Here is a 23,593-nt window from a genome sequence, read left to right on the forward strand (position 1 = left end):
CTGCGTGACGCGGGACGGCGCGCAGGGCTCACCCGAACAGCGCCGCCACCTGCGTCAGCGTCTGGAACACCCCGTACGCCAGCGGGATCCCCACCAGGATCCAGCCCAGGACCAGCCTGCCGGTGGACCTTTGGACCGGTTCCTGCCCGCTGTGGGTATGTGCTGTGGTCATCTCAGGCCTCCATGGCTGGTTCGTGCCGCGCGGGGCGGGGTTCGTGGAATCGGGCGTCGACGGGGGTGACCAGCAGGTTGGCCACGAAGCCCACCACCAGCAGGGCCACCATGGTCAGCAAGGCCGGCTGGTAGGACGCGCCGGTCAGCTGGCCCGGTTTCCCCTGCGCGTCCAGGATGCCATTGACGATCAGCGGACCGGCCACCCCGGCCGCTGACCAGGCCGTCAGCAGCCGGCCGTGGATGGCGCCCACCTGGAACGTCCCGAACAGGTCCCGCAGGTACGCCGGGGCGGTGGCGAAACCGCCGCCGTAGAACGAAATGATCAGGAACGCCAGCACCACATAGAGGAACGTGGCCGTGGCACCGGCCAGCGCCAGCACGGTGTACAGGACCGCGCCGACGCCCAGGTACACCATGTAGATCCGCTTGCGGCCGGTGATGTCCGAGGTGGCTGACCAGGCGAACCGCCCTGCCATGTTGCCGATGGACAGCAGCCCCACGAAGCCCGCGGCGACGCCGGCGCTGACCAGGGAGCCGCCGTCGGCCTTCCGGAAGAAGTCCTGGATCATGGGCGCCGCCTGCTCCAGGATGCCGATGCCGGCGGTGACGTTGCAGAACAACGCCACCCATACCAGCCAGAACTGCCGGGTCTTGATGGCGTTCTTGGCGGAGACGTTCTCCGTGGTGACCAGCTTGGCGGCCTTGACCTTAGCGGGGTCGAACCCGGCCGGGCGCCAGCCGTCTGCGGGGACCTTGATCGTGAAGGCGCCGAACAGCATGTAGGCGAGATAGACGACGGCGAGCGTCAGGAAGAGCTTCCCCACGGCATCGCCGCTGGCCACCCAGCCCTGCGCACCGGAGTTGGGATCGTAGGCCTTGAGCAGGGCCTGGGACACGGGGCTGGCGATCAGCGCGCCGCCGCCGAAGCCCATGATCGCCATACCGGTGGCCAGGCCGGGGCGGTCCGGGAACCATTTAATGAGCGTGGACACCGGCGAAATGTAGCCAATGCCAAGCCCGATGCCGCCCACCACGCCGTAACCCAGGTAGACCAGCCAAAGCTGGTGCGTGAAGATGCCCAGGGAGCCGACCAGGAAGCCGCCCACCCAGAACATGGCCGAGGTGAACATCGCCTTCCGCGGACCGTTCCGGTCCACCCACGTGCCCATGACCGCCGCGGAGAGGCCCAGCATCACGATGGCGATGGAGAAGATCACCCCGATCTCGGTCAAGCTGGCGCCGAAATGCTTGACCAGCGCGGTTTTGTACACGCTGGTGGCATAGGCCTGGCCAATACAGAGGTGGACAGCGAGCGCTGCCGGCGGGACAAGCCAGCGGTTGAAGCCCGGCGGGGCGATGGTTCGGTCACGGTCCAGGAAGCCCATGATGATGATTCCCTTGCTAGGTGGAAGACGACGGTGTCCAGCGGCGAAGGGCCCGGCCCGTTGCCTCCGGCAATCATCATGCAAATCATCAGCAAACGTACTGTTGGCGCGCCGACCGGTAGTGAATATACGGCGAGCGGCACCACGGGACGCGCCTCAAGCCGCCGAACGTCCGGTGAACTCTGCATGAACGGACCCCGGTTTGGGCCCGGGCCGTAACGTCGCCGTGATCTACTGGTGAACGCGAAATATACCGACCAGTAACTTACGGTCCGGCGATCGGCCCATCGTGGGGGGCGTGCCCGCTTCGCCGTCCTCCATGACGGACAAGGAATCTGACGTGAATCTTTCCAGACGCCGCTTCTTCGCAGCGGGCACCGCGGCTGCCACCACCCTGGCCGCCGGAAGCACCCTGCGGGCAGCCGCCGCGGCCCCGCCGGCCCTCCCGGCTCCCGGTGACTCCGGCATCGAGCACATCGTCGTGGTAATGATGGAAAACCGCTCCTTCGACCACTTCCTCGGCTGGCTGCCCGGGTCCGACGGCACACAGTCCGGACTGACCTTCCGGGACCGCTACGGCATCCCGCACTCCACCTACCACCTGACCGACTTCCAGGGCTGCGGCCACCCGGATCCTGACCACTCCTACGAGGGCGGCCGGATCCAATACAACAACGGCAAGAACGACGGCTGGCTCCGGGCCGGCGAAAACGACGAGTTCGCCGTGGGCTACTACGGCGCCGAAGACCTGGACTTCTGGCGTCAGGCCGGCCCCGACTGGACTGTCTGCGACCGCTACTTCGCCGCGACGATGGCCGAGACCTACCCCAACCGGTTCTACCAGCACGCCGCCGCCACCGACCGAATCCACAACTCCACCGCCACCAGTACCCTTCCCACGATTTGGGACCGGCTGGCCAGCGCAGGCGTATCCGGTAAGTACTACTACGGCGACATCCCGTTCACCGCACTCTGGGGAGCCAAGTACCAGGGCATTTCCCACCCCTATGCGGAGTTCCTCGCCGACTGCTCCGCCGGGGCGCTGCCGGCGGTGTCCTTCGTGGATCCACGGTTCACCGACGAAGGCTCCGGGACCTCCGGCGATGACCACCCGCACGCCGATATCCGCTCCGGAGAAACGTTCCTGGCCGAGGTCTACAACGCCGTGACGTCAGGGCCGGGCTGGGCCACCACCCTGCTGGTGGTCAACTACGACGAATGGGGCGGCTTCTACGACCATGTGCCCCCGGCCACCGCCCCGGACACCAACCCGGACACCGCCCTGCGGGGCTTCCGGGTGCCGTCCCTGGTGGTCTCGCCCAGGGCGCGGCGCCGGTACGTCGCCCACGATGTCTACGACCACACCTCGGTCCTGAAAGCGATCGAATGGCGCTGGAACCTGGCGCCCCTCACACAGCGTGACCAGGCCGCCCGCAATATTGCAGAGGTCCTGGACTTCGGCACCCCTGCCAACCTGGCCGCCCCGAGATACCTCGTTCCGCCATTCGTGGCCGGCCCCGCCTGCTCCCCGGTGGGTCCGCCGCCGGAAGAGGAATGGTCTGGACTGAAACAGAAAGCACTCGCCGACGGATGGAAACTCCCGTGACAATGAAACTCCGTGCCGCCGCAGCGGCCATCGCCGTGTTCGCCGCCGCCATCGTCGGCGGGGCGGCAACGCCGTCACAGCCGGCCGCCGCCGCCCCCGCTCCCGCCACCGCGCCGGCGGCCTCCAGCTACCTGCCCGGCGCCAACCACGTCTTCGTCATCAACCTCGAAAACAAGGGCTACGACGAAACCTGGGGCCCGGCGTCGGCCGCTCCTTATCTTTCCCAGACCCTGCGCAGCCAAGGCGTCCTGCTGAACCAGTACTACGGCACGGCGCACAACTCCCAGCCCAACTACGTGGCGCAGATTTCCGGCCAGGGACCCAACCCGCAGATGCAGGCCGACTGCCAGACCTACACCCCGTTCGTCGGCAGCGGCACCGCCAGCCCCGGCCAAGCAGTCGGCGACGGCTGCGTGTTCCCGGCCAGCGTTCCCACGGTGGCCGGGCAGCTCAAAGACGCCGGGAAATCCTGGAAGGGGTACATGGAGGACATGGGCACCCCTTGCCGGCACCCGGCCCTGGGCGCCGTCGATGACACCCAGAAAGCCAAGGTGGGCGACCAGTACGCCGCCCGGCACAACCCGTTCGTCTACTTCGCCGGGATCACCGGCTCACCGGACTGCGCCAAGAACGACGTCGACCTCTCCGCCTTGCAGACGGACCTCGCCTCGGCTGCCACCACGCCCAACCTGTCCATGATCACGCCCAACCTTTGCCACGACGGACACGACTCCCCCTGCGTGGACGGGCAGCCCGGCGGCCTGGCAAGCGCTGACGCCTGGCTCAAGCAATGGGTTCCGGTCATCACCAACTCTCCGGCGTTCAAGCAGGACGGCGTCCTGGTGATCGCCTTCGACGAATCCGACGGGCCCCAGTCGGACGCCAGTGCCTGCTGCGGCGAAGGCCCGGGCCCGAACGCGGCCCTGCCAGGCATCACGGGCATGGGCGGCGGACGCGTCGGCGCGCTGGTCCTCTCCCCCTTCACGAAGGGCGGAACCTGGTCCACCACGCCGTACAACCACTACAGCCTGCTCGCCAGCATCGAGGACACCTTCGGGCTGCCGTACCTGGGGTACGCCGGGACGCCCGGGCTCAACCGGTTTGGCCTGGACGTGTACAACGCGGGGGTCTGAGCCTGACCGGGGCTGCATGCCTCCCCTCGAATGGACCCGGCAAACGGACTGCAGTGCAGCGTTTGCCGGGTCCATTGCTGTTCCGCGGCCGATGCGTTATGGCGACGTTAGGAAAGGGTGGCGGCGAGGCGCATAGTTAGGAGATGACAAGCCCTTACACCCGCGGCGACTCCTTCAGCAGCGAGGCTTCCCGGAAGCACATCAGGCAGGCGCTCACGGACTACGGGGCAACGGACATCCTGTTCACCCAGCGAGGGGACCGGAGCGCTGTGGCTTTCAGGGGCACCGGACGGCAATTCCGGATTGTCATGCCATTGCTGCAGTCCGACGGCGCCCTGGCCATTCGTGGCGACATCGCGGACAGCCGGGTCCACGAAGCCAACGCGAAAATCCTCGAACGCGCCAACCGCAAATCATGGCATGCCCTGGCCCTGGCCATTGACGCCAAACTCGGAGCCGTGGCCGCGGGAATCGCCTCCCTCGAATCGGAATTCCTGGCCCACGTGGTGCTCCCCGGAAACCACACCGTGCTGGACGAACTCGCATCCGTGATTGATTCCGCCTACCGTTCCGGCCGGCGTCCGACCTTCGGCGGGCCGGTTCCGCATCCCGGCCCGGAAGAGTCGCTGATGAGCGTAGACTCAAAGTATCTCGGGACATCGTGACAGGACATCCGTTGCCCCGAAAATGAGCCCGATTCCCGGTTGCCTTCCACGGCCGCCGGCGCGCGCCGTACCGAGTAGCCTCGACGCCGGCACACCAGGGAATCGGTACGACGAGGGGCCGCACCACAACACCGGCCGGAACGGGTTAACACCGTTCACCTCCACTGCAGCCGATCCGGCCCCGGATCCCCTGCCCCAGCCACTCCGCCCCGCGTCCCGGGATCCGGCAGTGCACCCTTCAGAACGCTGGTAGACACCATGACCACCATCCAAGACTCTGTTATACGCGCCGACTCGGCGCTATCGGTCAGCGGAGTCCTCGCATCCGCGTTGCCACCGAACCTGGGCACCGCCCAAGGCCCCACGCGGTACACCGTTCCGGCCGTATTCTCCCGCCGGCCGCAGCCCCGCGAAATCGAGCTGCTGCACGGCGAAGCGACGAAACAGCGCCTGGCCGACGCCGGGTACAGCGATGTGGAACTCCGCGTCTCAGACCGCCGCCTCCTGATCACCAACACCAACCTGGTGGACCTCAAAGCAGGCCTGGCCCATCTTGTAGGCGTGATCCTGCGCGACATTTCAGCCCAGGCCGCCCAGGAACGGACCCACCGAACCGACGAACTCGAAGCGTTGGGCCTGGTGGAAGAAGAGCGCCTTGAGTCGCTGCGCAAGGCGGCCGCAGACATCCACTTCGATTAAGCCTTTCCTCCTCGTGTGCCGGCTGCGTAAACCGCGGCCGGCACCGGCGCATCCCGGGCCTGGGGGCGTCCTTGACACCATTACGAAAGGCACACCCCATGACTGACATCAGTATTCGCGACCAGTGGAACCTGCTTCCCGCTCCGGTCACCCAATGGCTGCTGGCGAACCCAGGCTGCATGATTCTGCCACGGACAATTTCCGCCCAGATCAGTGCAGCCGCCGGCGAGGGAGCCAACGGAGATCCCCACGGTGAGACCACGCTGTCCCGGGAGGACGTGGACTTTATCAGGATGAAATCCCATGAGGCCGGGCCGAATCCGGATTACACGTTCTTCGACTCCGTGCAGCCGTAGCTGGTCCCGGGGTACTGCCGCCCGGCGGCGGTACCCCGGCCCGCGCGTCACTCCGACCTGAGGCGTCAGAGGGTGGCCAGGGCTCCCTTGGCGCTTTCCACCAGGACATGGGTTCCCGCCTCGACGTAGACCACCTCACCATCAATCTGGCAGGGCACCGTATCGCTGGTGGAGAAGGCATAGCGGCTGACGCTCGGTTGATGCCCCAGCCCCAGGGTGACCGCGCGGAGCGTCATCAGGGCCATCTTCATCAACCCGGCGTGGGGCAGCGTCACCACTTCGAACCGCCCATCGTCCGGGTAATGCGACTCGCTGACGGTGCCGTACTTGGCCATGCGCGACACGTTGGCCAGGATCAGGCTGTCGAACCGGGCGGTGGCCCCGTCGTCCCGGACAAGTTCGAAGGGCTTCAACCTCGAGAGGGTGCGGGCCACGGAGACGAGCTCCAGTACCTTACCCTTCCCGCCCTGTTCAATGCCGATGGCCATCAACGAGGTCAGCCCGAACCCCACGTAGGAATGCGCGTACAGGACCCGTTCCTGCGTTCCGGTGCGGAGCGTGATCCGCAGCAGGTCGACGCGCCGGCCCACACCGGCCGACGCCGCTTCCGCGAAGGTTCGCACCGGCAGGCTCCGGTAGTGGTCGTTGGCATTACCGGCGGGAATGACAGTGCATACGGCCTTGCTGCCAAGCACGTCCATCACGCCGTTGACCACCTCGTTGTACCCGCCGTCGCCGCTGACGGACAGGATGAGCGGCGTGCCGCGGCCCGCCTCCCCCCGCGCAAGTTCACGGGCGTGGCCGGCAAATTCCGTTGGCAACAGGTGAACGGGCAGCCCCGGCAGGTCGGTGGCCAGTTCCCGCTGCAACGTCTCGATCCGCTGGCCCATTCCAGGCCGGCCGGGATTGAAGATCAGGACGGCACGGTCGAAAGGTGCGGCAGGTGCTCCGTCATCAGCCATGGCGTACGTGTTCTCCGGGTTCCTGGTGCGGGTGGCTCCAGCCTAACCCGCGGCCTTGGTTTCCGACGGCCGGTTCGGATGGCAGAGTGGGACGATGAGTGGACAACCCGCCGGGCAGGCACGCATGGACGCGGACGTGATCATCATTGGTGGCGGGTTGGCCGGGCTGGTGGCCTGCAACGAGCTGGTCCGTGCGGGAAAGCGCGTCGCCATCCTGGACCAGGAGAATCAGGCCAACCTGGGCGGCCAGGCGTTTTGGTCGCTGGGCGGGCTTTTCCTTGTGGACACCCCCATGCAGCGCCGGCTGGGCGTTAAGGATTCCTTCGACCTGGCGTGGCAGGACTGGCAGGGCTCAGCGCAATGGGACCGGCTTTCCGGACCGCACCCGGAGGACGAATGGGCCGCCCAGTGGGGCCGCGCCTACGTGGAGTTCGCCGCCGGCGACAAGCGCGCCTGGCTGCAGGAGCAGGGCATCCGGTTCACGCCGCTGGTGGGCTGGGCCGAGCGCGGAGACGGCAGGGCCGGCGGCCACGGCAACTCGGTCCCCCGCTTCCACGTCCCGTGGGGCACCGGCACCGGGGTGTCCGAACCGTTCGCGGACAAGGCGCGGGAGGCGGCCGCGGCGGGCAGCGTCACGTTCTTCTTCCGGCACCGGGTGGACGGTTTAACGTACGACGACGGTACGGTCACCGGGGTGCGTGGCGCAGTGCTGGCACCTGATGCGTCGCCGCGTGGGGTGTCCTCCAACCGGGACATTGTTGGGGACTTTGAGTTGCGGGCGCAGGCTGTGGTGATCGCTTCCGGCGGGATCGGCGGCAACCATGAGCAGGTGCGGCGCTGGTGGCCGGACCGGCTGGGGACACCGCCGCGCAGGATGGTCACCGGGGTGCCGCAGCATGTGGACGGGCGGATGCTGGACATCGCCGACGGGTCCGGAGTCCGGCTGGTGAACCGGGACCGAATGTGGCATTACACCGAGGGGATCCAGAACTGGAATCCCATCTGGCCGGACCACGCCATCCGGATCCTGCCCGGCCCCTCCTCATTGTGGTTCGATGCTCTGGGCCGGCGGCTCCCCTCCCCCGGCCTGCCCGGTTACGACACGCTGGGCACCCTCCGCTTGCTGCGGACCACCCCGGACATCCAGCAATACGACCATTCCTGGTTCATCCTCAACCAGCGGATCATCGAAAAGGAGTTCGCCCTTTCCGGCTCCGAACAGAACCCGGACATTACCAACCGGGACCTCAAGCTGCTGCTGAAGACCCGGCTGGGCCGGGGCGCGTCCGGTCCCATCGAGGCGTTCAAGGAGCACGGCGCGGACTTTGTGGTGGCGGACAACCTGCCGGACCTGGTCCGCGGCATGAACGGGCTCACCGCGGAACCGCTGCTGGACGGTGCGCTGCTGCGGCGCCAGATCGGGGAACGCGACGCCGAGATCCGTAATGCCTATTCCAAGGACGCCCAGGTGGCGGGCATCCGCAACAGCCGCCGCTACCTGGGTGACCGGCTCTTCCGGACAGTGAAGCCGCACCGGATCCTGGATCCGAAGGCGGGCCCGCTGATCGCGGTGCGGCTCCACGTCGTCACCCGGAAAACGCTCGGCGGCATCCAGACGAATTTGTCCGGGCAGGCCCTCGGCCAGGAAGGCGCCCCCATTCCCGGGCTGTACGCCGCCGGGGAGGCCGCCGGGTTCGGCGGCGGCGGCGCCCACGGATACAACGCCCTCGAGGGCACCTTCCTGGGCGGCTGCATTTTCACCGGCAGGACGGTGGGGCGTTCCCTTGCCCGGGCGTTGTAGCCGCGCATCCTTTCCGGCTTGCTAGGGTCGGCGTATGGCCATCCTCCCCCGTTCCATGGACGACGTGATTTCCGAGCCGCTGCGTGCCCAGTTCGAGTTCTTCCTGGACGAGCACCGGGCTGCGCTCGACGACTGCCTGGACGGCTTGACCGAAGAGCAGGCCCGGCGCCGGCTGGTTCCGTCCCGCACCACGCTGCTGGGCCTGGTGAAGCACGCCACCTTCGTGGAGAAGGTCTGGTTCGACGAAGCCGTCACGGGCCGCGCGCGCAGTGAGATCGGCATCCCGGCCACCCCGGACGAATCGTTCATGCTTGACGACGCCGACACGGTGGCCTCCGTCCGGTCAGCCCACCGGGAGGCGTGCGCCGCTTCCCGGGCGGCCGCGGCCGGGCTGGGCCTGGACGATGTGCTCACCGGCAACCGGCGGGGCCCGCTTCCGCTGCGCTGGGTGTACCTTCATATGCTGCGGGAACTGGCCCAGCACTGCGGCCACGCGGACATCCTGCGCGAGCAGGTGCTGGCGGTCCCGTCCCGGCGATGACACCGCGGCGGGACCGCCCATGCACCTTCCGGCGCTCTGGTCAGGCTGCGCCGGCCGCGGCAGCCACTGCCCCGGCGGACGAGTCTTCCGCCGCGCCCGCGAGCCGCAGCCAGGTGTCCACCACCGTGTCCGGGTTCAGGGAGACGGAGTTGACGCCTTCCTTCACCAGCCATTCAGCGAAGTCCGGGTGGTCGCTGGGGCCCTGGCCGCAGATGCCCACGTACTTGCCGTGCGCCCGGCAGGCCTTGATGGCCATGCTGAGCAGCTTTTTCACTGCCGCGTCCCGCTCGTCGAAACTGTTGGCCACGATGGCCGAGTCACGGTCAAGGCCCAGGGTCAGCTGGGTCATGTCGTTCGAGCCGATGGAGAAGCCGTCGAAGTACTCCAGGAAGTCGTCGGCGAGCAGCGCGTTGGAAGGCAGTTCGCACATCATGATGACCTCAAGGCCGTTTTCGCCGCGGCGCAGGCCGTTCTCGGCGAGCAGGTCGATGACGCCGCGTGCCTCGTCCAGTGTCCGCACGAACGGAATCATCAGCTTGACGTTGGTCAGGCCCATCTCGTTGCGGACGAAGGACAGGGCCCCGCATTCAAGGTCGAAGCAGTCCCGGAAGGATGGTTCCAGGTAGCGGGACGCGCCGCGGAACCCAATCATCGGGTTCTCCTCGTGCGGTTCGTACGCCGGGCCGCCAATGAGGTTGGCGTACTCGTTGGACTTGAAGTCGGACATGCGAACAATCACCGGTTCAGGCGCAAAGGCGGCGGCAATGGTGGCCACGCCCTCTGCCAGTCGCTTGATGTAGTAGTCGCGGGGGCTGTCGTACGCGGCAATCCGCCCGCGGATCTCGGCGGCCACCTCCTCCGGCTGGCTGTCCAGGTTCAGGAGCGCCTTGGGGTGGATGCCGATCTGCCGGTTGATGATGAACTCCAGCCGGGCCAGCCCCACACCGTGGTTGGGCAATTGCGCAAAAGTGAACGCCTGTTCCGGCGTGCCGACGTTCATCATGACCTTCACCGGCGCCTCGGGCAGATCGGTGACCCCGGTCTCCTCGACGCTGAAGTCCAGCAGGCCCTCGTAGATGGTGCCGGTCTCGCCGTCGGCGCAGGAGACGGTCACCTCCTGGCCGTCGGCCAGCGCGTCAGTGGCGTTGCCGGTGCCCACGACGGCGGGAATCCCCAGCTCGCGGGCGATGATGGCCGCGTGGCAGGTGCGTCCGCCGCGGTTGGTGACGATCGCGGAGGCACGCTTCATGATCGGTTCCCAGTCAGGGTCGGTCATGTCCGCCACCAGGACGTCGCCGGTCTGGAACGAGGCCATCTGGTCGATCGCGGTGAGGATCCGGACCTTGCCGGCGCCGATCCGCTGGCCGATGGCGCGGCCCTCCACCAGCACCGGGCCGGTCGCGTTCAGGCGGAACCGGCTCATGCTGCCGGGGGCCCGGCGGGACTGCACGGTTTCCGGGCGGGCCTGCAGGATGTACAGTCCACCGTCGATGCCGTCCTTGCCCCACTCAATGTCCATCGGGCGGCCGTAATGCTTCTCAATGGCGACGGCGTGGCGCGCCAGCTGCTCGACGTCGTCGTCCGTGAGGCTGAAGCGCGAGCGCTGGGACTCCTCCACCGGCACGAAGTCGATGGTGCGGCCGATCTCGTTGTTGGTGGTGTAGGTCATCTGGAGGGCCTTCTCGCCCAGGCCCCGCTTGAGGATGGCCGGCCGGCCGGCTTCCAGGGCGGGCTTGTACACGTAGAACTCATCGGGGTTCACGGCGCCCTGGACCACTGCTTCCCCCAGCCCGTAGGAGGAGGTGACGAACACGGCGTCCTGGAAGCCGGACTCGGTGTCCATGGTGAACATGACCCCGGAAGCGCCGACGTCGGAACGCACCATGCGCTGGATGCCCGCCGAGAGTGCCACCTCGGCGTGCTCGAACTTGTGGTGCACGCGGTAGGCGATGGCGCGGTCGTTGTAGAGCGAGGCAAAGACGTCCTTGATGGCCTGCAGGATGTTCTCGATGCCGCGGACGTTAAGGAACGTCTCCTGCTGCCCGGCGAACGAGGCGTCGGGAAGGTCTTCTGCCGTGGCGCTGGAGCGCACCGCCCAAGAAAGATCCTGCGAGCCGGCGTGCTTGTCCACCAGCTGCTGGTACGCCTCGCGGACCTGCGCCTCGAAATCCGCCAGGAACGGCGTGTCGCGGACCAGGGACCGGATCTCCTGGCCGGCAGCCGCCAGCGCCGTCACGTCATCGGTGTCCAGGCCAACGAGCCGGTCGGCGATCTTCTGGTCCAGGCCGGAATCGGACAGGAACCGGCGGTACGCGTCCGCCGTGGTGGCGAATCCGTCCGGGACTTGGACGCCGGCGGACGTCAGGTTCTGCACCATCTCGCCCAGGGAGGCGTTCTTGCCGCCCACCTTGTCCAAGTCCTCAAGCCCGAGTTCGGAGAACCAAAGAACGTCTGTGGTCATGTTTACTGCTCCTTTGCAGAGGTGGCTTAGGCATTGCTGGCCGCCACGGTAGTGCCGGCCGGAAGAAAAACCTTGTCAACAGTGGCAGGTCTGCCGCGCACTTTCCACATCATGTGCGCCACGCCACGTTTGTGAATTGTTGCTAATGCTTGAGATTCATCCGCTGCAGGATGGTGGCCGCCATCTCCTCCACGGACACGGTGGCGGAGTTCAGGTACGGGATCCGGTGGGATACGTACAGCTGCTCGGCGCTGCGCAACTCAAAGCCGCACTGACGCAAGGATGCGTAGGGCGAGCTGGGCCGCCGTTCGGTGCGGATCTGGCTCAGGCGCAGCGGGTTGGACGACAGGCCGAAACACTTGGACACGAAGGGCTGCAGCGGCTTCGGCAGGCCGTCCCGCTGGAAGTCCTCGTCGACGAGCGGAAAGTTGGCGGCGAAGATCCCGTGCTGGAGTGCCAAATACATGGTGGTGGGCGTCTTGCCGCACCGGGACGGGGCCACCAGGATCACCTGCGCCTTCTCCAGGGCACGCAGGCTCTGGCCGTCGTCGTGCTCCATCGCGTACTCCACAGCCGCCATCCGGGACTGGTAGCGCGCGGCGTTGCCCAGGCCGTGCGCCCTGCCGGGTTCGCCACTGGCAGGCGCGCCGAGCGCCTGTTCCAGCACGCCCACGTGCGTGCCGATCAGGTCCACGATCACGCCTTTGCAGCCGGCCAGGATCTGCCGGATTTCGCTGCTGACGGCGGTGGAGAAGACCAGCGGCCGGGGCCCGGTGGCGGCAAGGCCGTCGATGGTGCGCACCACCGCCCGTGCCTGCTCGGCCGTGGTGATGAAGGGGATGGTGACACGGTCAAAGTCGGCCACCGGGAACTGGGTCAGCAACGTATTGCCCAACGTTTCCGCGGTGATGCCCGTACTGTCCGAGAGGAAGTAGACAGGGCGTAGAGCAGCAGTGGTCATGGCACGACTTTAGCGGCCGCTGTGGTGCGGACCCGAAGTCTGGACTGGCGCGGGCCCGGCCGACGCGTTGGTTGTACGCGGGCCGGTTCGCCGGTCAGGCCGCTTTCACAGGGGACGGCCCGGCGGCGGACGCTGCCTGGTTCTCGCGGGCCAGGAAGGCGGAGAGTTCACCGATGGTGCTCATCAGCGGGGCGGGGAACACCACCGTGGAGTTCTTGTCGACGGCGATTTCCACCAGGGACTGCAGGTTGCGGAGCTGCAACGCGAGTGGGTGCGCCATCATGGTGTCGGACGCATCGCCGAGCGCTGAAGCGGCGATGGCCTCGCCTTCGGCGGCAATGATCTTCGCTCGCTTCTCGCGTTCGGCTTCTGCCTGGCGGGCCATGGCACGCTTCATGCTTTCGGGCAGCTGGATGTCCTTGAGCTCCACCAGGGTGACTTCCACGCCCCATTCGACGGTGAGCACGTCGAGGATTTCGCGGATGTCGCCGTTGATCCGTTCGGTCTCGGACAAGGTCTGGTCCAAGGTATGGCGGCCAACCACCTTCCGCAACGTGGTCTGGGCGATCTGGTCGATGGCCGCGGCCACGTTCTCGATGGCGATGACGGATTTCACGGCGTCCACCACCCGGTAGTAGGCCACCGCTGACACGTCCACGCTGACGTTGTCCTGGGTAATGATGCCCTGCGACTGGATGGGCATGGTCACGATCCTGAGGCTTACCAGCGGCAGCCGGTCGATAACAGGAATGATCAACCGCAGGCCGGGGTCTCTTACGCCGACCACCCTGCCAAGCCGGAACAGTACGCCCTTCTCGTATTGGCGGACGATCCGGATGGACATCCGCGCAGCAACGAGAAGCAGGATAACGAGGACGATGACAGTCACGGTGGTGGGGTCCATCGGGATCCCCTCCTGGTCTTTGCGCGGGCCGTGCCGGCACCTGGCTGGCGCCGTGACAGGGGCCCTGCACTTATTGTCCCACCAAAGGCGTCAGGGAGCTTGGAACCGGAGCATACTGGACGTGTGAATGCGACAGGCGCCGCCTTGTGGTTGCCTTGGGGCGTGGTGGGCGGAGTTGTGTGGCTCGTGGCCGGACGTCCGCGGCCGCCCGGGCTTCGGCGTCGAACCTAAACCGCAGAAACGATGCTTCCGTACCCCTGCAAGAACATCCTGCGGCCCTGGCCTTCATCGGTCCACACCCAGATGATCGAATAATCGGAGGTCACGGCGTCCACGACCCCGGTGCCGGCCAAGGTTCCTTCGGCAAAACTGACCCGGTCCCCCACCGCAAGCCGGGGGTGCCTGGTCCGCTTCCGCCGGGGCTTGAGGGTGGCGGTGTCCCCTGCCACGGCAGGGTCTGGCAGGCATGTACTGACGTGCTGGCGCATCGGTTTCCTCCGGGCTCATGGGCGGACAGTCAGCTCATTACAACCCTGCCCGCTGCTCCCAGGTCACGCACGCCGGCGTGGTGCAGCAAGACTAACGCGCCATGGCACAGCATGCAGGGTCCGGAGGCTTTGGACGGAGTGTGACTGGTCAGCCGGCGACGGACCTACCGGCAAAGCGGCCCTGGCCAGCGAAGAATCAGTCCAGCGCCGCCACGGATCCCAGCGCGTCCCAGGCGAAGCTCGCCAGCCAGTGCGTGGACATGAAGTCGCCGCTCTCCAGCCCGGAGAGCCCGGCCTTCAACAGCGGATCGAGTGCCTCGCTGAGGACGGCCGCCGCGGCGGATGCCTCGGGCTTGGAGGATTCGCGCAGGGCGGCGATGATGCGCGCCACCTGGCCGGCCCGGGTCAGGTTCAGTCCGTGCAGATGCACCAGGTAGCCGTCGGTCTCATCCGTCACGCTCACCGGCTGCAAGATCCGCGACGCCGTGGAGAGCTCCGGCAGGAACCCCGCGAACCAGCCTGCGAACTCGTCCGCGGAAAGCACCCGGCGCATCAGGTCCGCCTCGCTGAGGCCGGCGGAGAGGAAGTCCTGGCCGCTGAGCTCCCAGTCCCCCGGCCAGCCGCGGTCATCCGCGAACCAGCCGCGCGCCGCTTCCTCGCACGCCGTCGCGGCGTCCTCGCGGCCCAAGGATCGGAAGGCATCGAGCATGTAGCCCACGCCGAAGGCCGCGTTGGTGTGCAGCCCGTGCCGGACGGGGTATTGCGCCTTGGCCATCCACGCCACGCTGAGTTCCGCCACTGCATCCACCAGCGGCTCCAGGGCGGAGCCCCATTCGCGGATCTGCGCATCGGAGGACGCGGAACAGGTGGCCGCAAGCCGCGTGAGCCACGCCCAGCCATACGGACGTTCCCAGGACGGGTTGGCCAGCAGGTAGTCCCGTTCCACCGCCAGCTTGGCCGGGATCAGGTTGGCGCCCAGGGCTTCCCGCAGCGACGCGGCAGTCGGGCCGTCCACCCAAGCCGCCGTCCCGCCGTCGGACGCCCCCTGCGGAGCAGCCCCGGACGAAGGCGACCCGGAGGCGGCCCCCAGCAGGCTGGTCCCCAGCCAGTGCATGTGGACGCAGGAGTGCCAGTCGAAGGAGGTGTAGAACGCGGGGTGGATCTGCTCCGGCGTGGGACGGTCGTCGGCGGACACCTGGGTGTGGTGTGCCGAGTGCGGGTAGGGCTCCGAAAGGTTGCCCAGCACCACGGCGGCGTAGTCCGGGGCCGCCTGTACGCGAAGATCGTTGTCCATCATGCTCCTTTGAAAGCCGGGATGAGCGGAGGGTTTAGTGGAAGGCCAGGAAGTACATCAGCACGATGTTGACTGCCAGCAGCGGGATGGCCGTGCCCACCTGGGCCGTGATGACGCCGTACTTGTTCTTCATCTCCAGCAGCGCGGACGGCACCAGGTTGAAGTTGGCTGCCATGGGCGTGCAGAGGGTGCCGCAGAAGCCGGCGAGCATGCCGATCGCGAAGATGATGGCGGGGTCACCGTGGAAGGTCTGCACCAGTACGGGCCAGCCGATGGCGGCGGTCATGATCGGGAAGGCCGCGAAGCCGTTGCCCATCAGCACGGTGAAGAGGAACATGCCGATGCAGTACACCAGCACGCCCGCGATCAGCGAGCCCTTGGGCAGCAGCCCTGACGCCAGGGTGCCCACCGCGGTACCGACGCCGGCCTTGGTGAAGAGGATGCCCAGCGTGGTGAGCATCTGCGGCAGCAATGCGGCCCAGCCGATGGATTCGAGGATCCGGCGGCTTTCGAAGAGGGGCGTGGCCGGGTTCTTGGGCTTGAGGATGACAAGGGCGACGACGACGGCGGCTACGGCGCCGATGGCCAGCGCCACGAGCGTGGTGTTCTTGGGATCCAGCAGCGGAGTGCCGCCGATCACCAGCACAGGAGCAGCGAGCACCAGGATCACAGTGACCAGGGGCAGGGTCAGGGCGGGGATAAAGAGCTTGTTGCCGAAGCGTTTGGCGTAGGCCTCGCGCTCGGGCCCGGTGGAGGTGCGGTGCTTGCCGTGGCCCAGCAGGCCGGTGGATGCCAGTACCACCAGGACCAGGACGGCGACGCCCAGGATCCAGGCGGGTGCGGTTCCTGCCTGGACCCAGGTGCTGTAGAAGAAGCACAGGCCCAGCAGGCCCCAGAAGGCCGAGCTGCCCCAGCGGCGGGGGTGGTTGGTGTCGGCGGCGATCAGCGACGCCCATGCGACGAACAGAATGCCGACCAGCCAGTAAACGGCTTCAACGTTGATCATTTGGCTTCTCCTGCAGTTTCCTTCTGGGCGGTGAGCTCAAACTCGCGGTATTCCTTGTCCAGTTGCTTGTCCAGGCGCAGCAGCCTGAAGCCGTGGATGAGGAAAGCGGCGATGGCGGTGGGGATGGCCCAGAGCGCCAGCTGGAGCGGTTCCAGGTGCAGGTGGTAGGTGGTGTCCACGAACGTGGTGATCAGCAGGATGGAGCCGACCGCCACGAACACGTCCTCGCCGAAGAACACACCAACGTTGTCGGCGCCGGCGGCGTGGCCCTTGATCTTCTCGCTGATCTTTTCCGGCACGTGGCCGTAGCGGCGCAGCGCTGCGCCCTCCGCCATGGGGAACACCAGCGGGCGGACGGTCTGTGCGTGGCCGCCGATGCTGGTCAGGCCCACGGCGGCGGTGATCTGGCGGACGGCCAGGTAGCCGATCAGGACGCGTCCGGCGGTCAGTTTGGCGAGCCGGCCGATGAGGGTTTTGGCCTGCTCCTGCAGCCCGAAGAACTCGATAATGCCCACCACGGGCAGCACCGCCACGAAGATGGTGACTGACCGGCTGCTGGCGAAGCCGGTGCCGAACGACTCGAGGATCTGCGCGGGGTTCATGCCGCCCAGCAGCGCGGTGACGATGCCCGCGACGGTGACGACAATCAGGGGGTTCAGGCGGATGGCGAAGCCAACGATCACCAGCAGCACCCCGATGAGTACAAGCATGATTATCCCTTCCCAGGGGACCCGTGACGGGTCTGCGAAAGTGGGGGCCGGCGCGTCCGTGCCCAGGTTTAGTCGGTGGGGCGGCGCCGAGGGGCGGGAGCCCCGGTCACGTTAGGGCTGCAGGATTGTGTGTGCTGCAGGACAACGGTGTGATCCACAGCATAGCGTTTTGTTCAACAATCCCGCAACCCCTCCTGCGGAAAGGATCAGGTCAGCGGCCGACGGCGGCGAGCAGTTGCGCTTCGGCGCGCTCCAGGTAGCCGGCCAGGAAGTCCGCTGCCGCGGCCAGTTCCCCGGCCTCCAGGAGCTCGACGATCTTCGCGTTGTCTTCCACGTAGGGTTCGTGGAAGGCGGGATTGGCGGCCATGGAATGGAATACCAGCCGCATCTCGGCCAGCACCTGGTCCATGAGGCTGTTCAGGCGTTCGCTGCCGGCGCGGTCCACGATGGCGCGGTGGAAGTCCTGGTTGGCGCCGGCCATGCCCGGGATGTCGCCGTCGGCTGCGGCAGCCCTCGCTGCCTTGACGATTGCCGCCAGGGGCTCCGTGGAGACCGTGCCGGACCACAGGACCGCTGACGGCTCCAGGAAGCGGCGGACCCGGTAGATCTCGCGGATGTCCTCGGCCGTGGGGTGCGCGACGAACACGCCGCGGTTGGGAATGCGGGTGACGATATGTTCCGAGTGCAGGGCTGCAAACGCCTCCCGGAGGGTGTTCCGGGACACGCCGAGGGCCTCGCGGAGGGCTTCCTCGGCGAGCTTGGAGCCGGGCTTGAGCTGGCCGGCCTCAATGCGGCTGCGAAGCTGTGCGGCCACCCACAGCCCGGTTTCGGCGTGCTTGGTGGTCCTGGCCTGGGCTTGAAGATCGGCCAGCACCTCGTCAAACGTCATGGCACCACGATATCGGCAGGGCACGGGTACCCTGTCCGCGCCTGACGTATTCCGCCATCATGGTGACCATGACATGGCTGCACGGCCTGCGCTTCGACCCGATCAGTCCGCTGCTGTCGAGCGGGCACCCGGCTGTGCGTTACTGGGCTGCCAAAGAACTCCCCCCGCCACCGTCAGGCCCTGCCGCCGGCCCGGCGGGAACGCCTGAAGCGGCACTCTGGGACCTTCCGATCCCGCGCCGGATCCTGCGGCGCCAGGCGGCGGACGGGTCGTGGACCTACCCGGGGAGACGGCCCCGGGCGCGGACGGATTACGACCTGCTGGAAACCTACCGGCAACTCGGGTTCCTGGTGGAGATGTTCGGGCTCACGCACCGGCATCCCGCCCTCGCGGCAGCGGCCGACTATGTCCTCTCACGCCAGTCCGCCGAAGGTGATCTTCGGGGGATTTACGGCAACCAAGTGTCTCCCAACTACACGGCGGCCCTCATCGGGCTCCTCAGCAAGGCGGGCTACAGCGGAGACCCCCGGGTGGAACGTGCCTTCAGTTGGCTTGAGGCGTCGCGGCAGGACGACGGCGGCTGGGCCCTTCCGTTCCGCACCCGGGGAAGAAACCTCGACGCGCTCGACGACCAGCGGACCATCACCGGCGACCCGGCCCGGCCCTTCTCACACCTGATCACCGGGGTAGTCCTCAGGGCGTATGCGGCCCATCCTGGGCACCGCGCCGGTGCCTCCGCACAACACGCTGCGGCGCTGCTTGCGGGCCGCTTCTTCGAGCCGGATGCCTACCCGGACAAGGGCCGCGTCTCCGACTGGACCGAGTTCAGCTTTCCCTTTTGGATGACGGACCTCGTGTCCGCCCTCGACGCAATCAGTGTCATCAGTCCCAACCTCCAATCGGAAAAGACCGACAGGGCGCGCGACTGGCTGTCCGCTCACCAGGAACCCTCGGGGCTCTTCACCGGCCATCTGCTCCGGGACCGGTTCCACGACCTCCAGCTCTGGTTCAGCCTCGCGGTCTGCCGGGTGTTCGCGCGCATGCCGTCGCCAGGTGAACCGCCGGCCGCCTAACCGATGGTGGTGAGCGCCTGTCCGGGCCCGACGGCGTCTCCGGGCACCGCGTACAGCTCCCCGACCGTACCGGCACGGTGGGCGGCCACGGCCGTTTCCATCTTCATGGCTTCCAGCACCAGCACCGCCTCGCCTTCCTCGACGAGTGTTCCGGGCTCAGCCAGCCACTTGACCACGGTGCCGGCCATGGTGGCCAGCAGGTCGCCGTCGTTCTTCCCGGCCGGAGCAGTTGCGCTCCCCTCCGCCGCGGCGGGACGGCCGCGGCCGCCGCCGTTGAGCAGCGAATCCAGCAGCACGGCAGGAAGTCCGAGCTCCATCCGCTTGCCGTCCACTTCGATGCCGATGGTGCGGCGCGGTTCCTCGGGTGCGGCGGGGCTGAACGCGGGGTCCGCTTCCAGCTCGGCGGCGAATTCACTCTCGATCCAGGTGGTGTAAACGCCCAGGGAATCGGTGCCGGTGAAGTCTGGAGCCTCCACCACGGCGCGGTGGAACGGCAGGACGGTGGCCAGCCCGCCAACACGGAACTCGCGCAGGGCGCGGCGGGCGCGGCGGAGGGCCTGTTGCCGGTCCGCGCCGGTCACCACCAGTTTGGCGAGCAGCGAATCGAATTGTCCCGGCACTGTTGACCCGGCCCGCACACCGTTATCCAGCCGGATTCCCGGCCCGGTGGGCACCTCGAAGGAATCCACGGTGCCCGGGGACGGCAGGAATCCGCGGCCCGGGTCCTCGGCGTTGATCCGGAACTCAAACGCGTGGCCGTGCGGCTCGGGGTCGTCAAGAATGGGCAGCACCTCCCCCGCCGCGATGGACAGTTGGGCAGCCACCAGGTCCACGCCGGAGGTTTCCTCCGTGATGGGATGCTCCACCTGGAGCCGGGTATTGACTTCCAGGAAGCTCAGGAAACCGGAGCCATCCAGCAGGTACTCCACGGTGCCGGCGCCCACATATCCGGCTTCCCGGCAGATGGCCTTGGCCGAGGCATGGATGGCGGCCCGCTGGTCCGGCGTAAGGAATGGCGCCGGGGCCTCCTCGACGAGCTTCTGGTGCCGGCGCTGCAGCGAGCAGTCGCGGGTGCCGACCACCACCACGTTGCCGTGTGTGTCCGCGATGACCTGCGCCTCCACGTGCCGGGGGCGGTCCAGGAATTTCTCCACGTAGCATTCGCTGCGGCCGAAGGCTGCAAGGGATTCGCGTACCGCAGAGTCGAAGCTTTCCTCGATGTCGGCAAGGTTCCGGACCACTTTCAGGCCGCGTCCGCCGCCGCCGAAGGCCGCCTTGATGGCTACCGGAAGGCCAACCTGTTCCGCGAACGCACGGACTTCTGCGGCGTTGGCCACCGGGCCGTCGCTTCCCGGTGCAAGCGGGGCACCGGCGCGGACGGCAACCTCGCGGGCGCTGACCTTGTCGCCGAGCAGCCGGATGGTGTCCGGCGAGGGCCCGATCCAGGTCAGGCCGGCGTCGATCACGGCTTGGGCGAACCCGGCGTTCTCGGACAGGAAGCCGTATCCGGGGTGGACGGCGTCGGCACCGCTTGTGGCCGCGATCGCCAGGATCTTTTCAATGTCCAGGTAGGTTTCCTGCGGCCGGGAACCGGCCAGCGAGTACGCCTCGGTGGCGGCGGAAACGTGCAGCGCATCGGCATCCGGATCGGCGTAGACGGCAACGCTCTCCAGGCCCGCGTCGTCGCAGGCCCGGGCGATCCGGACGGCAATCTCGCCGCGATTGGCAATGAGGACTTTACGCATGGAAGCTTTCCTTCGGTGTTTCGGGCTGGTCTGCCGGGGATGCTGCGGTGAACCGCACCGTGGCACCCGGCGGAAGTTGGGCGGCTTTGTCCAGGTCAGCGTGGACGACGACGGCAATCACCGGATACCCGCCGGTCACCGGATGATCGGAGAGGAAAAGGACCGGCTGGCCTTCCGGGGGCACCTGCACGGCGCCGCGGACAGTGCCTTCACTCGCCAGTTCACCCTCCTTGCTCCGTGTCAGTCCATGTCCGTCCAGGCGCAGGCCGATCCGGTTGGACTTGGGTGTCACGGTCCACTCCTGGGACAGGAAGCTTTGCAAGGTTTCTTCGTTGAACCAGTCCTGCCGCGGTCCAGGAACCACGCGGAGCACTGTGGCGTGGCCTTGGTCCGGGAGGGGTGAGATTTCGGGGTTGCCCACAATGCTGCCCGGTTTGGCGGCATGCACGGGCAGGATGGTTCCTGCGGTGAGCGGTTCGGGACCGATCCCCGACATGGTGTCGGTGGATCGGCTGCCCAGTGCGGCCGGGCCCGCGACCCCGCCACGGACGGCCAGGTAGCAGCGCAGACCTGCCGTGGGCGCACCCACTGTGAGCCGCTCCCCTGCCAGCAGCGCGAACGGGGCGTCGCACGCCGGATGCCGCACCGCCGTCGTCGTTTGGGCATCGTTCGACGACGTCACCTCCAATGGCGCGCTGGCGCCGGTGACGGCGAGGACCTGGTCGGTCAGGGCTTCGAGTTCCAGGCCGCCGAAGAGGGTTTCGATTCCCGCGGCGTCCTCCGGGTTGCCCACCAAGCGGTTGGCGCGGCGCAGGGCACCCCGGTCCATGGCACCGGAGCTGCTGACACCCAGGGCTGCGTAGCCCGGCCGGCCGAGGTCCTGGATGGTGGCCTGGAGGCCAGGCTTTCGCACGGCCAGGCCCGCCGAGGCATGTTCCTCGTGAGCCTCCGCGCTGGCAGCAGTTTCGGTGTGCCGCCGAACGGTGGCCTGAGCCCGGACGGCGGCGAAACGGACGGTATCGCCCGGGCGGATGAGCGCCGGGTTTTCCCGTTCAAGGTCCCAGAGTGCGGCGTCGGTCCGTCCGATCAGCTGCCATCCGCCCGGTGACTGCCGGGGATAGATCGCCGAGTATTGTCCACCCAGGGCCACCGCCCCGGCGGGTACCGCGGTTCGCGGGGAGCGCCGGCGCGGCACGTCAAGGGTGGAATTCTCGCCGGTGAGGTAGGCGAAGCCCGGAGCGAATCCGGCGAAGGCTGCCGTCCACAGCTGGCCTGTGTGGGCTGCCACAACTCCTTCGCGGCCGAGGCCGGTGAGCGCCGCGGCCTCGTCCAGGTCGTCGCCGTCGTACACCACCTCAATGGTGACCAGTGTGCTGTCGGCCTCCGCGGGCGCGTCAAGGTCCAGGCCGCGAACGTGCGCGGCCAGCTCCTGCAGGGCATGCGGCGAATCAGCGGTGATCAGCACTGTCCCGGCGGCGGCAATGACGTCGATCTGGCCCGGCCTGGGGTGCGCCATAAGTTGTGCCTGGAGGCTGAGCACCGCGTCCAGGGAGGAGAGCTCAACCAGGATTGCCCGGTCTCCTGCAGGCCTGATCGCGGTAAGGACCGGCGCCGTGGCCGGGCGCTGTTGTGTGGCAGCCATGGCTACGCGAAGCTTTGGATGGTGATGCCGGCATCGGCCAGGGCGGCGCGGACGGCGGCGGCCATTGCCACAGCGCCGGCGGTGTCGCCGTGCAGGCAGATGCTTTCCGCTTTGACCGGGACCAGTGAACCGTCCACGGCGCGGACCACGCCATCGGTGGCCAGGCGCAGGACGTGCTCGACGACGTCCTTCACCTCGTGCAGCACGGCTCCGGGTTCGCGCCGGGAGACCAGGGTGCCGTCAGGGTTGTAGGCACGGTCGGCGAAGGCCTCCGTGACCGTGCGCAGCCCGGCGGCGTCGGCCTGGCGCTGGATCTCGGAGTTCGGCAGGACCATGAGGGGAAGGGTGGGGTCCACGGCAAGGATGGCGGCCACCACGGCGCCGGCCTGCCGGGGGTGGTTGACGATGGTGTTGTACAGCGCACCGTGGGGTTTGACGTAGCGGACTGCGGTTCCGGCGGCGAGGGCTACGGCCTGGACGGCGCCGATCTGGTAGACCACGTCAGCGGTCAGTTCCGCCGGGGTCATGTCCACGAACCGGCGGCCGAAGCCGGCCAGGTCGCGGTAGCCGGGGTGGGCGCCCACCGTGACGCCGGCCTTGGCGGCGGCCTGGCAGGTGGCCATGATGCCCACGGGATCGCCTGCGTGGAAGCCGCAGGCCACGTTGGCGCTGGAAACACTTTCGAAAATGGCGGCGTCATCGCCGAAGGACCAGTTTCCAAACGATTCGCCGACGTCGCTGTTCAAGTCGATGCTGGGCATGTGATCTCCGTCTCGGATTGGTGGTACTCCAAGAATGCCCTATAAATCAGGATTGTTCAACAATCCGATCGACCTTTACTAACGCCCGCTCAGATCCTGCAGCTCCAACCCCAACGCCCGCTCAGATCCTGCAGGTCAAACCCCAACGCCCGCTCAGATCCTGCAGCCTCAACCAAAACGCCAGCTCAGTTGTTGCGGGCTACCCGTCACGGGTGAGCGGGCGTTACCGGAGGACCCGACGCCCGCTCACTTCCTGCAGCTCCAACCCCAACGCCCGCTCACATCCTGCAGCTTCTCCCCCAACGCCCGCTCAGATGTGAGCGGGGGTTGCGGGGTT

General features: G+C 67.5%; 22 protein-coding genes. 8 read left to right on the forward strand and 14 right to left on the reverse strand.

From position 1 onward, the window contains the following. Positions 1-28: 28 nt before the first annotated feature. Together QRM96_RS19620 and QRM96_RS19625 are read right to left on the reverse strand one after the other, a co-directional pair. Positions 29-172 (reverse strand): MFS transporter small subunit, encoded by a 144-nt coding sequence (locus QRM96_RS19620; RefSeq protein WP_018762076.1) that lies wholly within the window; start codon positions 170-172, stop codon positions 29-31. A gap of 1 nt (position 173) precedes the next feature. Next, entirely contained in the window at positions 174-1,559 is a 1,386-nt protein-coding gene (locus QRM96_RS19625; protein ID WP_109863594.1) for an OFA family MFS transporter, read from the reverse strand. Between the two features lie 340 nt (positions 1,560-1,899). On the opposite strand from QRM96_RS19625, the gene QRM96_RS19630 reads away from it, so the two are divergent. From QRM96_RS19630 to QRM96_RS19650, 5 genes are all read left to right on the forward strand, one after another. Further along, positions 1,900-3,165, forward strand: coding sequence for an alkaline phosphatase family protein (locus QRM96_RS19630; protein WP_018762078.1), 1,266 nt, complete (start codon positions 1,900-1,902; stop codon positions 3,163-3,165). A gap of 2 nt (positions 3,166-3,167) precedes the next feature. After that, entirely contained in the window at positions 3,168-4,298 is a 1,131-nt protein-coding gene (locus QRM96_RS19635; protein WP_285320658.1) for an alkaline phosphatase family protein, read from the forward strand. Between the two features lie 143 nt (positions 4,299-4,441). Continuing rightward, a complete protein-coding gene (locus tag QRM96_RS19640) occupies positions 4,442-4,963 on the forward strand; it encodes a hypothetical protein (RefSeq protein WP_018762080.1) in 522 nt (173 codons plus the stop codon). Between the two features lie 258 nt (positions 4,964-5,221). Then, complete coding sequence (locus QRM96_RS19645; RefSeq protein ID WP_240617818.1) at positions 5,222-5,662, forward strand: hypothetical protein; 441 nt, start codon at positions 5,222-5,224, stop codon at positions 5,660-5,662. A 98-nt stretch (positions 5,663-5,760) separates the two neighbouring features. Then, positions 5,761-6,018 (forward strand): hypothetical protein, encoded by a 258-nt coding sequence (locus tag QRM96_RS19650; RefSeq protein WP_109863597.1) that lies wholly within the window; start codon positions 5,761-5,763, stop codon positions 6,016-6,018. A 65-nt stretch (positions 6,019-6,083) separates the two neighbouring features. On the opposite strand, the gene QRM96_RS19655 is transcribed toward QRM96_RS19650, so the two are convergent. Then, positions 6,084-6,980, reverse strand: a complete 897-nt coding sequence (locus QRM96_RS19655; RefSeq protein ID WP_285320650.1) for a diacylglycerol/lipid kinase family protein — start codon at positions 6,978-6,980, stop codon at positions 6,084-6,086. 124 nt (positions 6,981-7,104) lie between these two features. Between QRM96_RS19655 and QRM96_RS19660 the strand changes: the two genes are divergently transcribed. Together QRM96_RS19660 and QRM96_RS19665 are read left to right on the forward strand one after the other, a co-directional pair. After that, the gene (locus QRM96_RS19660) at positions 7,105-8,781 is read left to right on the forward strand and encodes an FAD-binding dehydrogenase (protein ID WP_285320659.1); all 1,677 of its coding nucleotides are present in this window, start codon (positions 7,105-7,107) and stop codon (positions 8,779-8,781) included. A gap of 34 nt (positions 8,782-8,815) precedes the next feature. Further along, positions 8,816-9,322: a DinB family protein gene (locus tag QRM96_RS19665; protein ID WP_109863600.1), complete on the forward strand. Its 507-nt coding sequence runs from the start codon at positions 8,816-8,818 to the stop codon at positions 9,320-9,322. A 40-nt stretch (positions 9,323-9,362) separates the two neighbouring features. Here QRM96_RS19665 and ppsA read toward each other — a convergent pair whose 3' ends face one another. The 8 genes from ppsA to QRM96_RS19705 all read right to left on the reverse strand — a co-directional run bounded on the left by ppsA (position 9,363) and on the right by QRM96_RS19705 (position 18,035). After that, the gene (ppsA, locus tag QRM96_RS19670; RefSeq protein ID WP_285320651.1) at positions 9,363-11,783 is read right to left on the reverse strand and encodes a phosphoenolpyruvate synthase; all 2,421 of its coding nucleotides are present in this window, start codon (positions 11,781-11,783) and stop codon (positions 9,363-9,365) included. Positions 11,784-11,925: 142 nt separating this feature from the next. Then, positions 11,926-12,744 (reverse strand): pyruvate, water dikinase regulatory protein, encoded by an 819-nt coding sequence (locus QRM96_RS19675; RefSeq protein ID WP_026264675.1) that lies wholly within the window; start codon positions 12,742-12,744, stop codon positions 11,926-11,928. 94 nt (positions 12,745-12,838) lie between these two features. After that, positions 12,839-13,648, reverse strand: coding sequence for a slipin family protein (locus tag QRM96_RS19680; RefSeq protein ID WP_018762088.1), 810 nt, complete (start codon positions 13,646-13,648; stop codon positions 12,839-12,841). 227 nt (positions 13,649-13,875) lie between these two features. Beyond that, positions 13,876-14,136, reverse strand: a complete 261-nt coding sequence (locus QRM96_RS19685) for a hypothetical protein (RefSeq protein ID WP_018762089.1) — start codon at positions 14,134-14,136, stop codon at positions 13,876-13,878. 196 nt (positions 14,137-14,332) lie between these two features. Continuing rightward, a complete protein-coding gene (locus QRM96_RS19690) occupies positions 14,333-15,430 on the reverse strand; it encodes a DUF2891 family protein (RefSeq protein WP_285320652.1) in 1,098 nt (365 codons plus the stop codon). A gap of 34 nt (positions 15,431-15,464) precedes the next feature. Continuing rightward, positions 15,465-16,436: a DUF979 domain-containing protein gene (locus QRM96_RS19695; RefSeq protein WP_018762091.1), complete on the reverse strand. Its 972-nt coding sequence runs from the start codon at positions 16,434-16,436 to the stop codon at positions 15,465-15,467. Continuing rightward, entirely contained in the window at positions 16,433-17,146 is a 714-nt protein-coding gene (locus QRM96_RS19700) for a DUF969 domain-containing protein (RefSeq protein WP_018762092.1), read from the reverse strand. The genes QRM96_RS19695 and QRM96_RS19700 overlap by 4 nt, the downstream gene beginning before the upstream one ends. A gap of 211 nt (positions 17,147-17,357) precedes the next feature. Continuing rightward, the gene (locus QRM96_RS19705) at positions 17,358-18,035 is read right to left on the reverse strand and encodes a GntR family transcriptional regulator (RefSeq protein ID WP_018762093.1); all 678 of its coding nucleotides are present in this window, start codon (positions 18,033-18,035) and stop codon (positions 17,358-17,360) included. A gap of 68 nt (positions 18,036-18,103) precedes the next feature. Between QRM96_RS19705 and QRM96_RS19710 the strand changes: the two genes are divergently transcribed. Then, the gene (locus QRM96_RS19710) at positions 18,104-19,108 is read left to right on the forward strand and encodes a prenyltransferase/squalene oxidase repeat-containing protein (RefSeq protein WP_285320653.1); all 1,005 of its coding nucleotides are present in this window, start codon (positions 18,104-18,106) and stop codon (positions 19,106-19,108) included. Here QRM96_RS19710 and QRM96_RS19715 read toward each other — a convergent pair. From QRM96_RS19715 to QRM96_RS19725, 3 genes are read right to left on the reverse strand one after another with little or no spacing between them, the layout of a single operon-like run. Then, positions 19,105-20,853: an acetyl/propionyl/methylcrotonyl-CoA carboxylase subunit alpha gene (locus QRM96_RS19715; RefSeq protein ID WP_285320654.1), complete on the reverse strand. Its 1,749-nt coding sequence runs from the start codon at positions 20,851-20,853 to the stop codon at positions 19,105-19,107. The two genes, QRM96_RS19710 and QRM96_RS19715, sit on opposite strands and share 4 nt — an antisense overlap. Next, the gene (locus QRM96_RS19720) at positions 20,846-22,495 is read right to left on the reverse strand and encodes a 5-oxoprolinase subunit B/C family protein (protein WP_285320655.1); all 1,650 of its coding nucleotides are present in this window, start codon (positions 22,493-22,495) and stop codon (positions 20,846-20,848) included. Before QRM96_RS19720 ends, QRM96_RS19715 begins: the two co-directional genes overlap by 8 nt. Before the next feature lie 2 nt (positions 22,496-22,497). Next, entirely contained in the window at positions 22,498-23,256 is a 759-nt protein-coding gene (locus QRM96_RS19725) for a LamB/YcsF family protein (RefSeq protein WP_133831988.1), read from the reverse strand. Positions 23,257-23,593 lie beyond the last annotated feature (337 nt).

Source organism: Pseudarthrobacter sp. lyk4-40-TYG-27, from assembly GCF_030209295.1.
Classification (GTDB): domain Bacteria; phylum Actinomycetota; class Actinomycetes; order Actinomycetales; family Micrococcaceae; genus Arthrobacter.

Coding starts and splice junctions, on each gene's coding strand:
- QRM96_RS19620 (WP_018762076.1), bottom strand. CDS start 172: ATGACCACAGCACATACCCACAGCGGGCAGGAACCGGTCCAAAGGTCC.
- QRM96_RS19625 (WP_109863594.1), bottom strand. CDS start 1,559: ATGGGCTTCCTGGACCGTGACCGAACCATCGCCCCGCCGGGCTTCAAC.
- QRM96_RS19635 (WP_285320658.1), top strand. CDS start 3,168: ATGAAACTCCGTGCCGCCGCAGCGGCCATCGCCGTGTTCGCCGCCGCC.
- QRM96_RS19640 (WP_018762080.1), top strand. CDS start 4,442: ATGACAAGCCCTTACACCCGCGGCGACTCCTTCAGCAGCGAGGCTTCC.
- QRM96_RS19645 (WP_240617818.1), top strand. CDS start 5,222: ATGACCACCATCCAAGACTCTGTTATACGCGCCGACTCGGCGCTATCG.
- QRM96_RS19650 (WP_109863597.1), top strand. CDS start 5,761: ATGACTGACATCAGTATTCGCGACCAGTGGAACCTGCTTCCCGCTCCG.
- QRM96_RS19655 (WP_285320650.1), bottom strand. CDS start 6,980: ATGGCTGATGACGGAGCACCTGCCGCACCTTTCGACCGTGCCGTCCTG.
- QRM96_RS19660 (WP_285320659.1), top strand. CDS start 7,105: ATGGACGCGGACGTGATCATCATTGGTGGCGGGTTGGCCGGGCTGGTG.
- QRM96_RS19665 (WP_109863600.1), top strand. CDS start 8,816: ATGGCCATCCTCCCCCGTTCCATGGACGACGTGATTTCCGAGCCGCTG.
- ppsA (WP_285320651.1), bottom strand. CDS start 11,783: ATGACCACAGACGTTCTTTGGTTCTCCGAACTCGGGCTTGAGGACTTG.
- QRM96_RS19675 (WP_026264675.1), bottom strand. CDS start 12,744: ATGACCACTGCTGCTCTACGCCCTGTCTACTTCCTCTCGGACAGTACG.
- QRM96_RS19680 (WP_018762088.1), bottom strand. CDS start 13,648: ATGGACCCCACCACCGTGACTGTCATCGTCCTCGTTATCCTGCTTCTC.
- QRM96_RS19685 (WP_018762089.1), bottom strand. CDS start 14,136: ATGCGCCAGCACGTCAGTACATGCCTGCCAGACCCTGCCGTGGCAGGG.
- QRM96_RS19690 (WP_285320652.1), bottom strand. CDS start 15,430: ATGGACAACGATCTTCGCGTACAGGCGGCCCCGGACTACGCCGCCGTG.
- QRM96_RS19695 (WP_018762091.1), bottom strand. CDS start 16,436: ATGATCAACGTTGAAGCCGTTTACTGGCTGGTCGGCATTCTGTTCGTC.
- QRM96_RS19700 (WP_018762092.1), bottom strand. CDS start 17,146: ATGCTTGTACTCATCGGGGTGCTGCTGGTGATCGTTGGCTTCGCCATC.
- QRM96_RS19705 (WP_018762093.1), bottom strand. CDS start 18,035: ATGACGTTTGACGAGGTGCTGGCCGATCTTCAAGCCCAGGCCAGGACC.
- QRM96_RS19710 (WP_285320653.1), top strand. CDS start 18,104: ATGACATGGCTGCACGGCCTGCGCTTCGACCCGATCAGTCCGCTGCTG.
- QRM96_RS19715 (WP_285320654.1), bottom strand. CDS start 20,853: ATGCGTAAAGTCCTCATTGCCAATCGCGGCGAGATTGCCGTCCGGATC.
- QRM96_RS19720 (WP_285320655.1), bottom strand. CDS start 22,495: ATGGCTGCCACACAACAGCGCCCGGCCACGGCGCCGGTCCTTACCGCG.
- QRM96_RS19725 (WP_133831988.1), bottom strand. CDS start 23,256: ATGCCCAGCATCGACTTGAACAGCGACGTCGGCGAATCGTTTGGAAAC.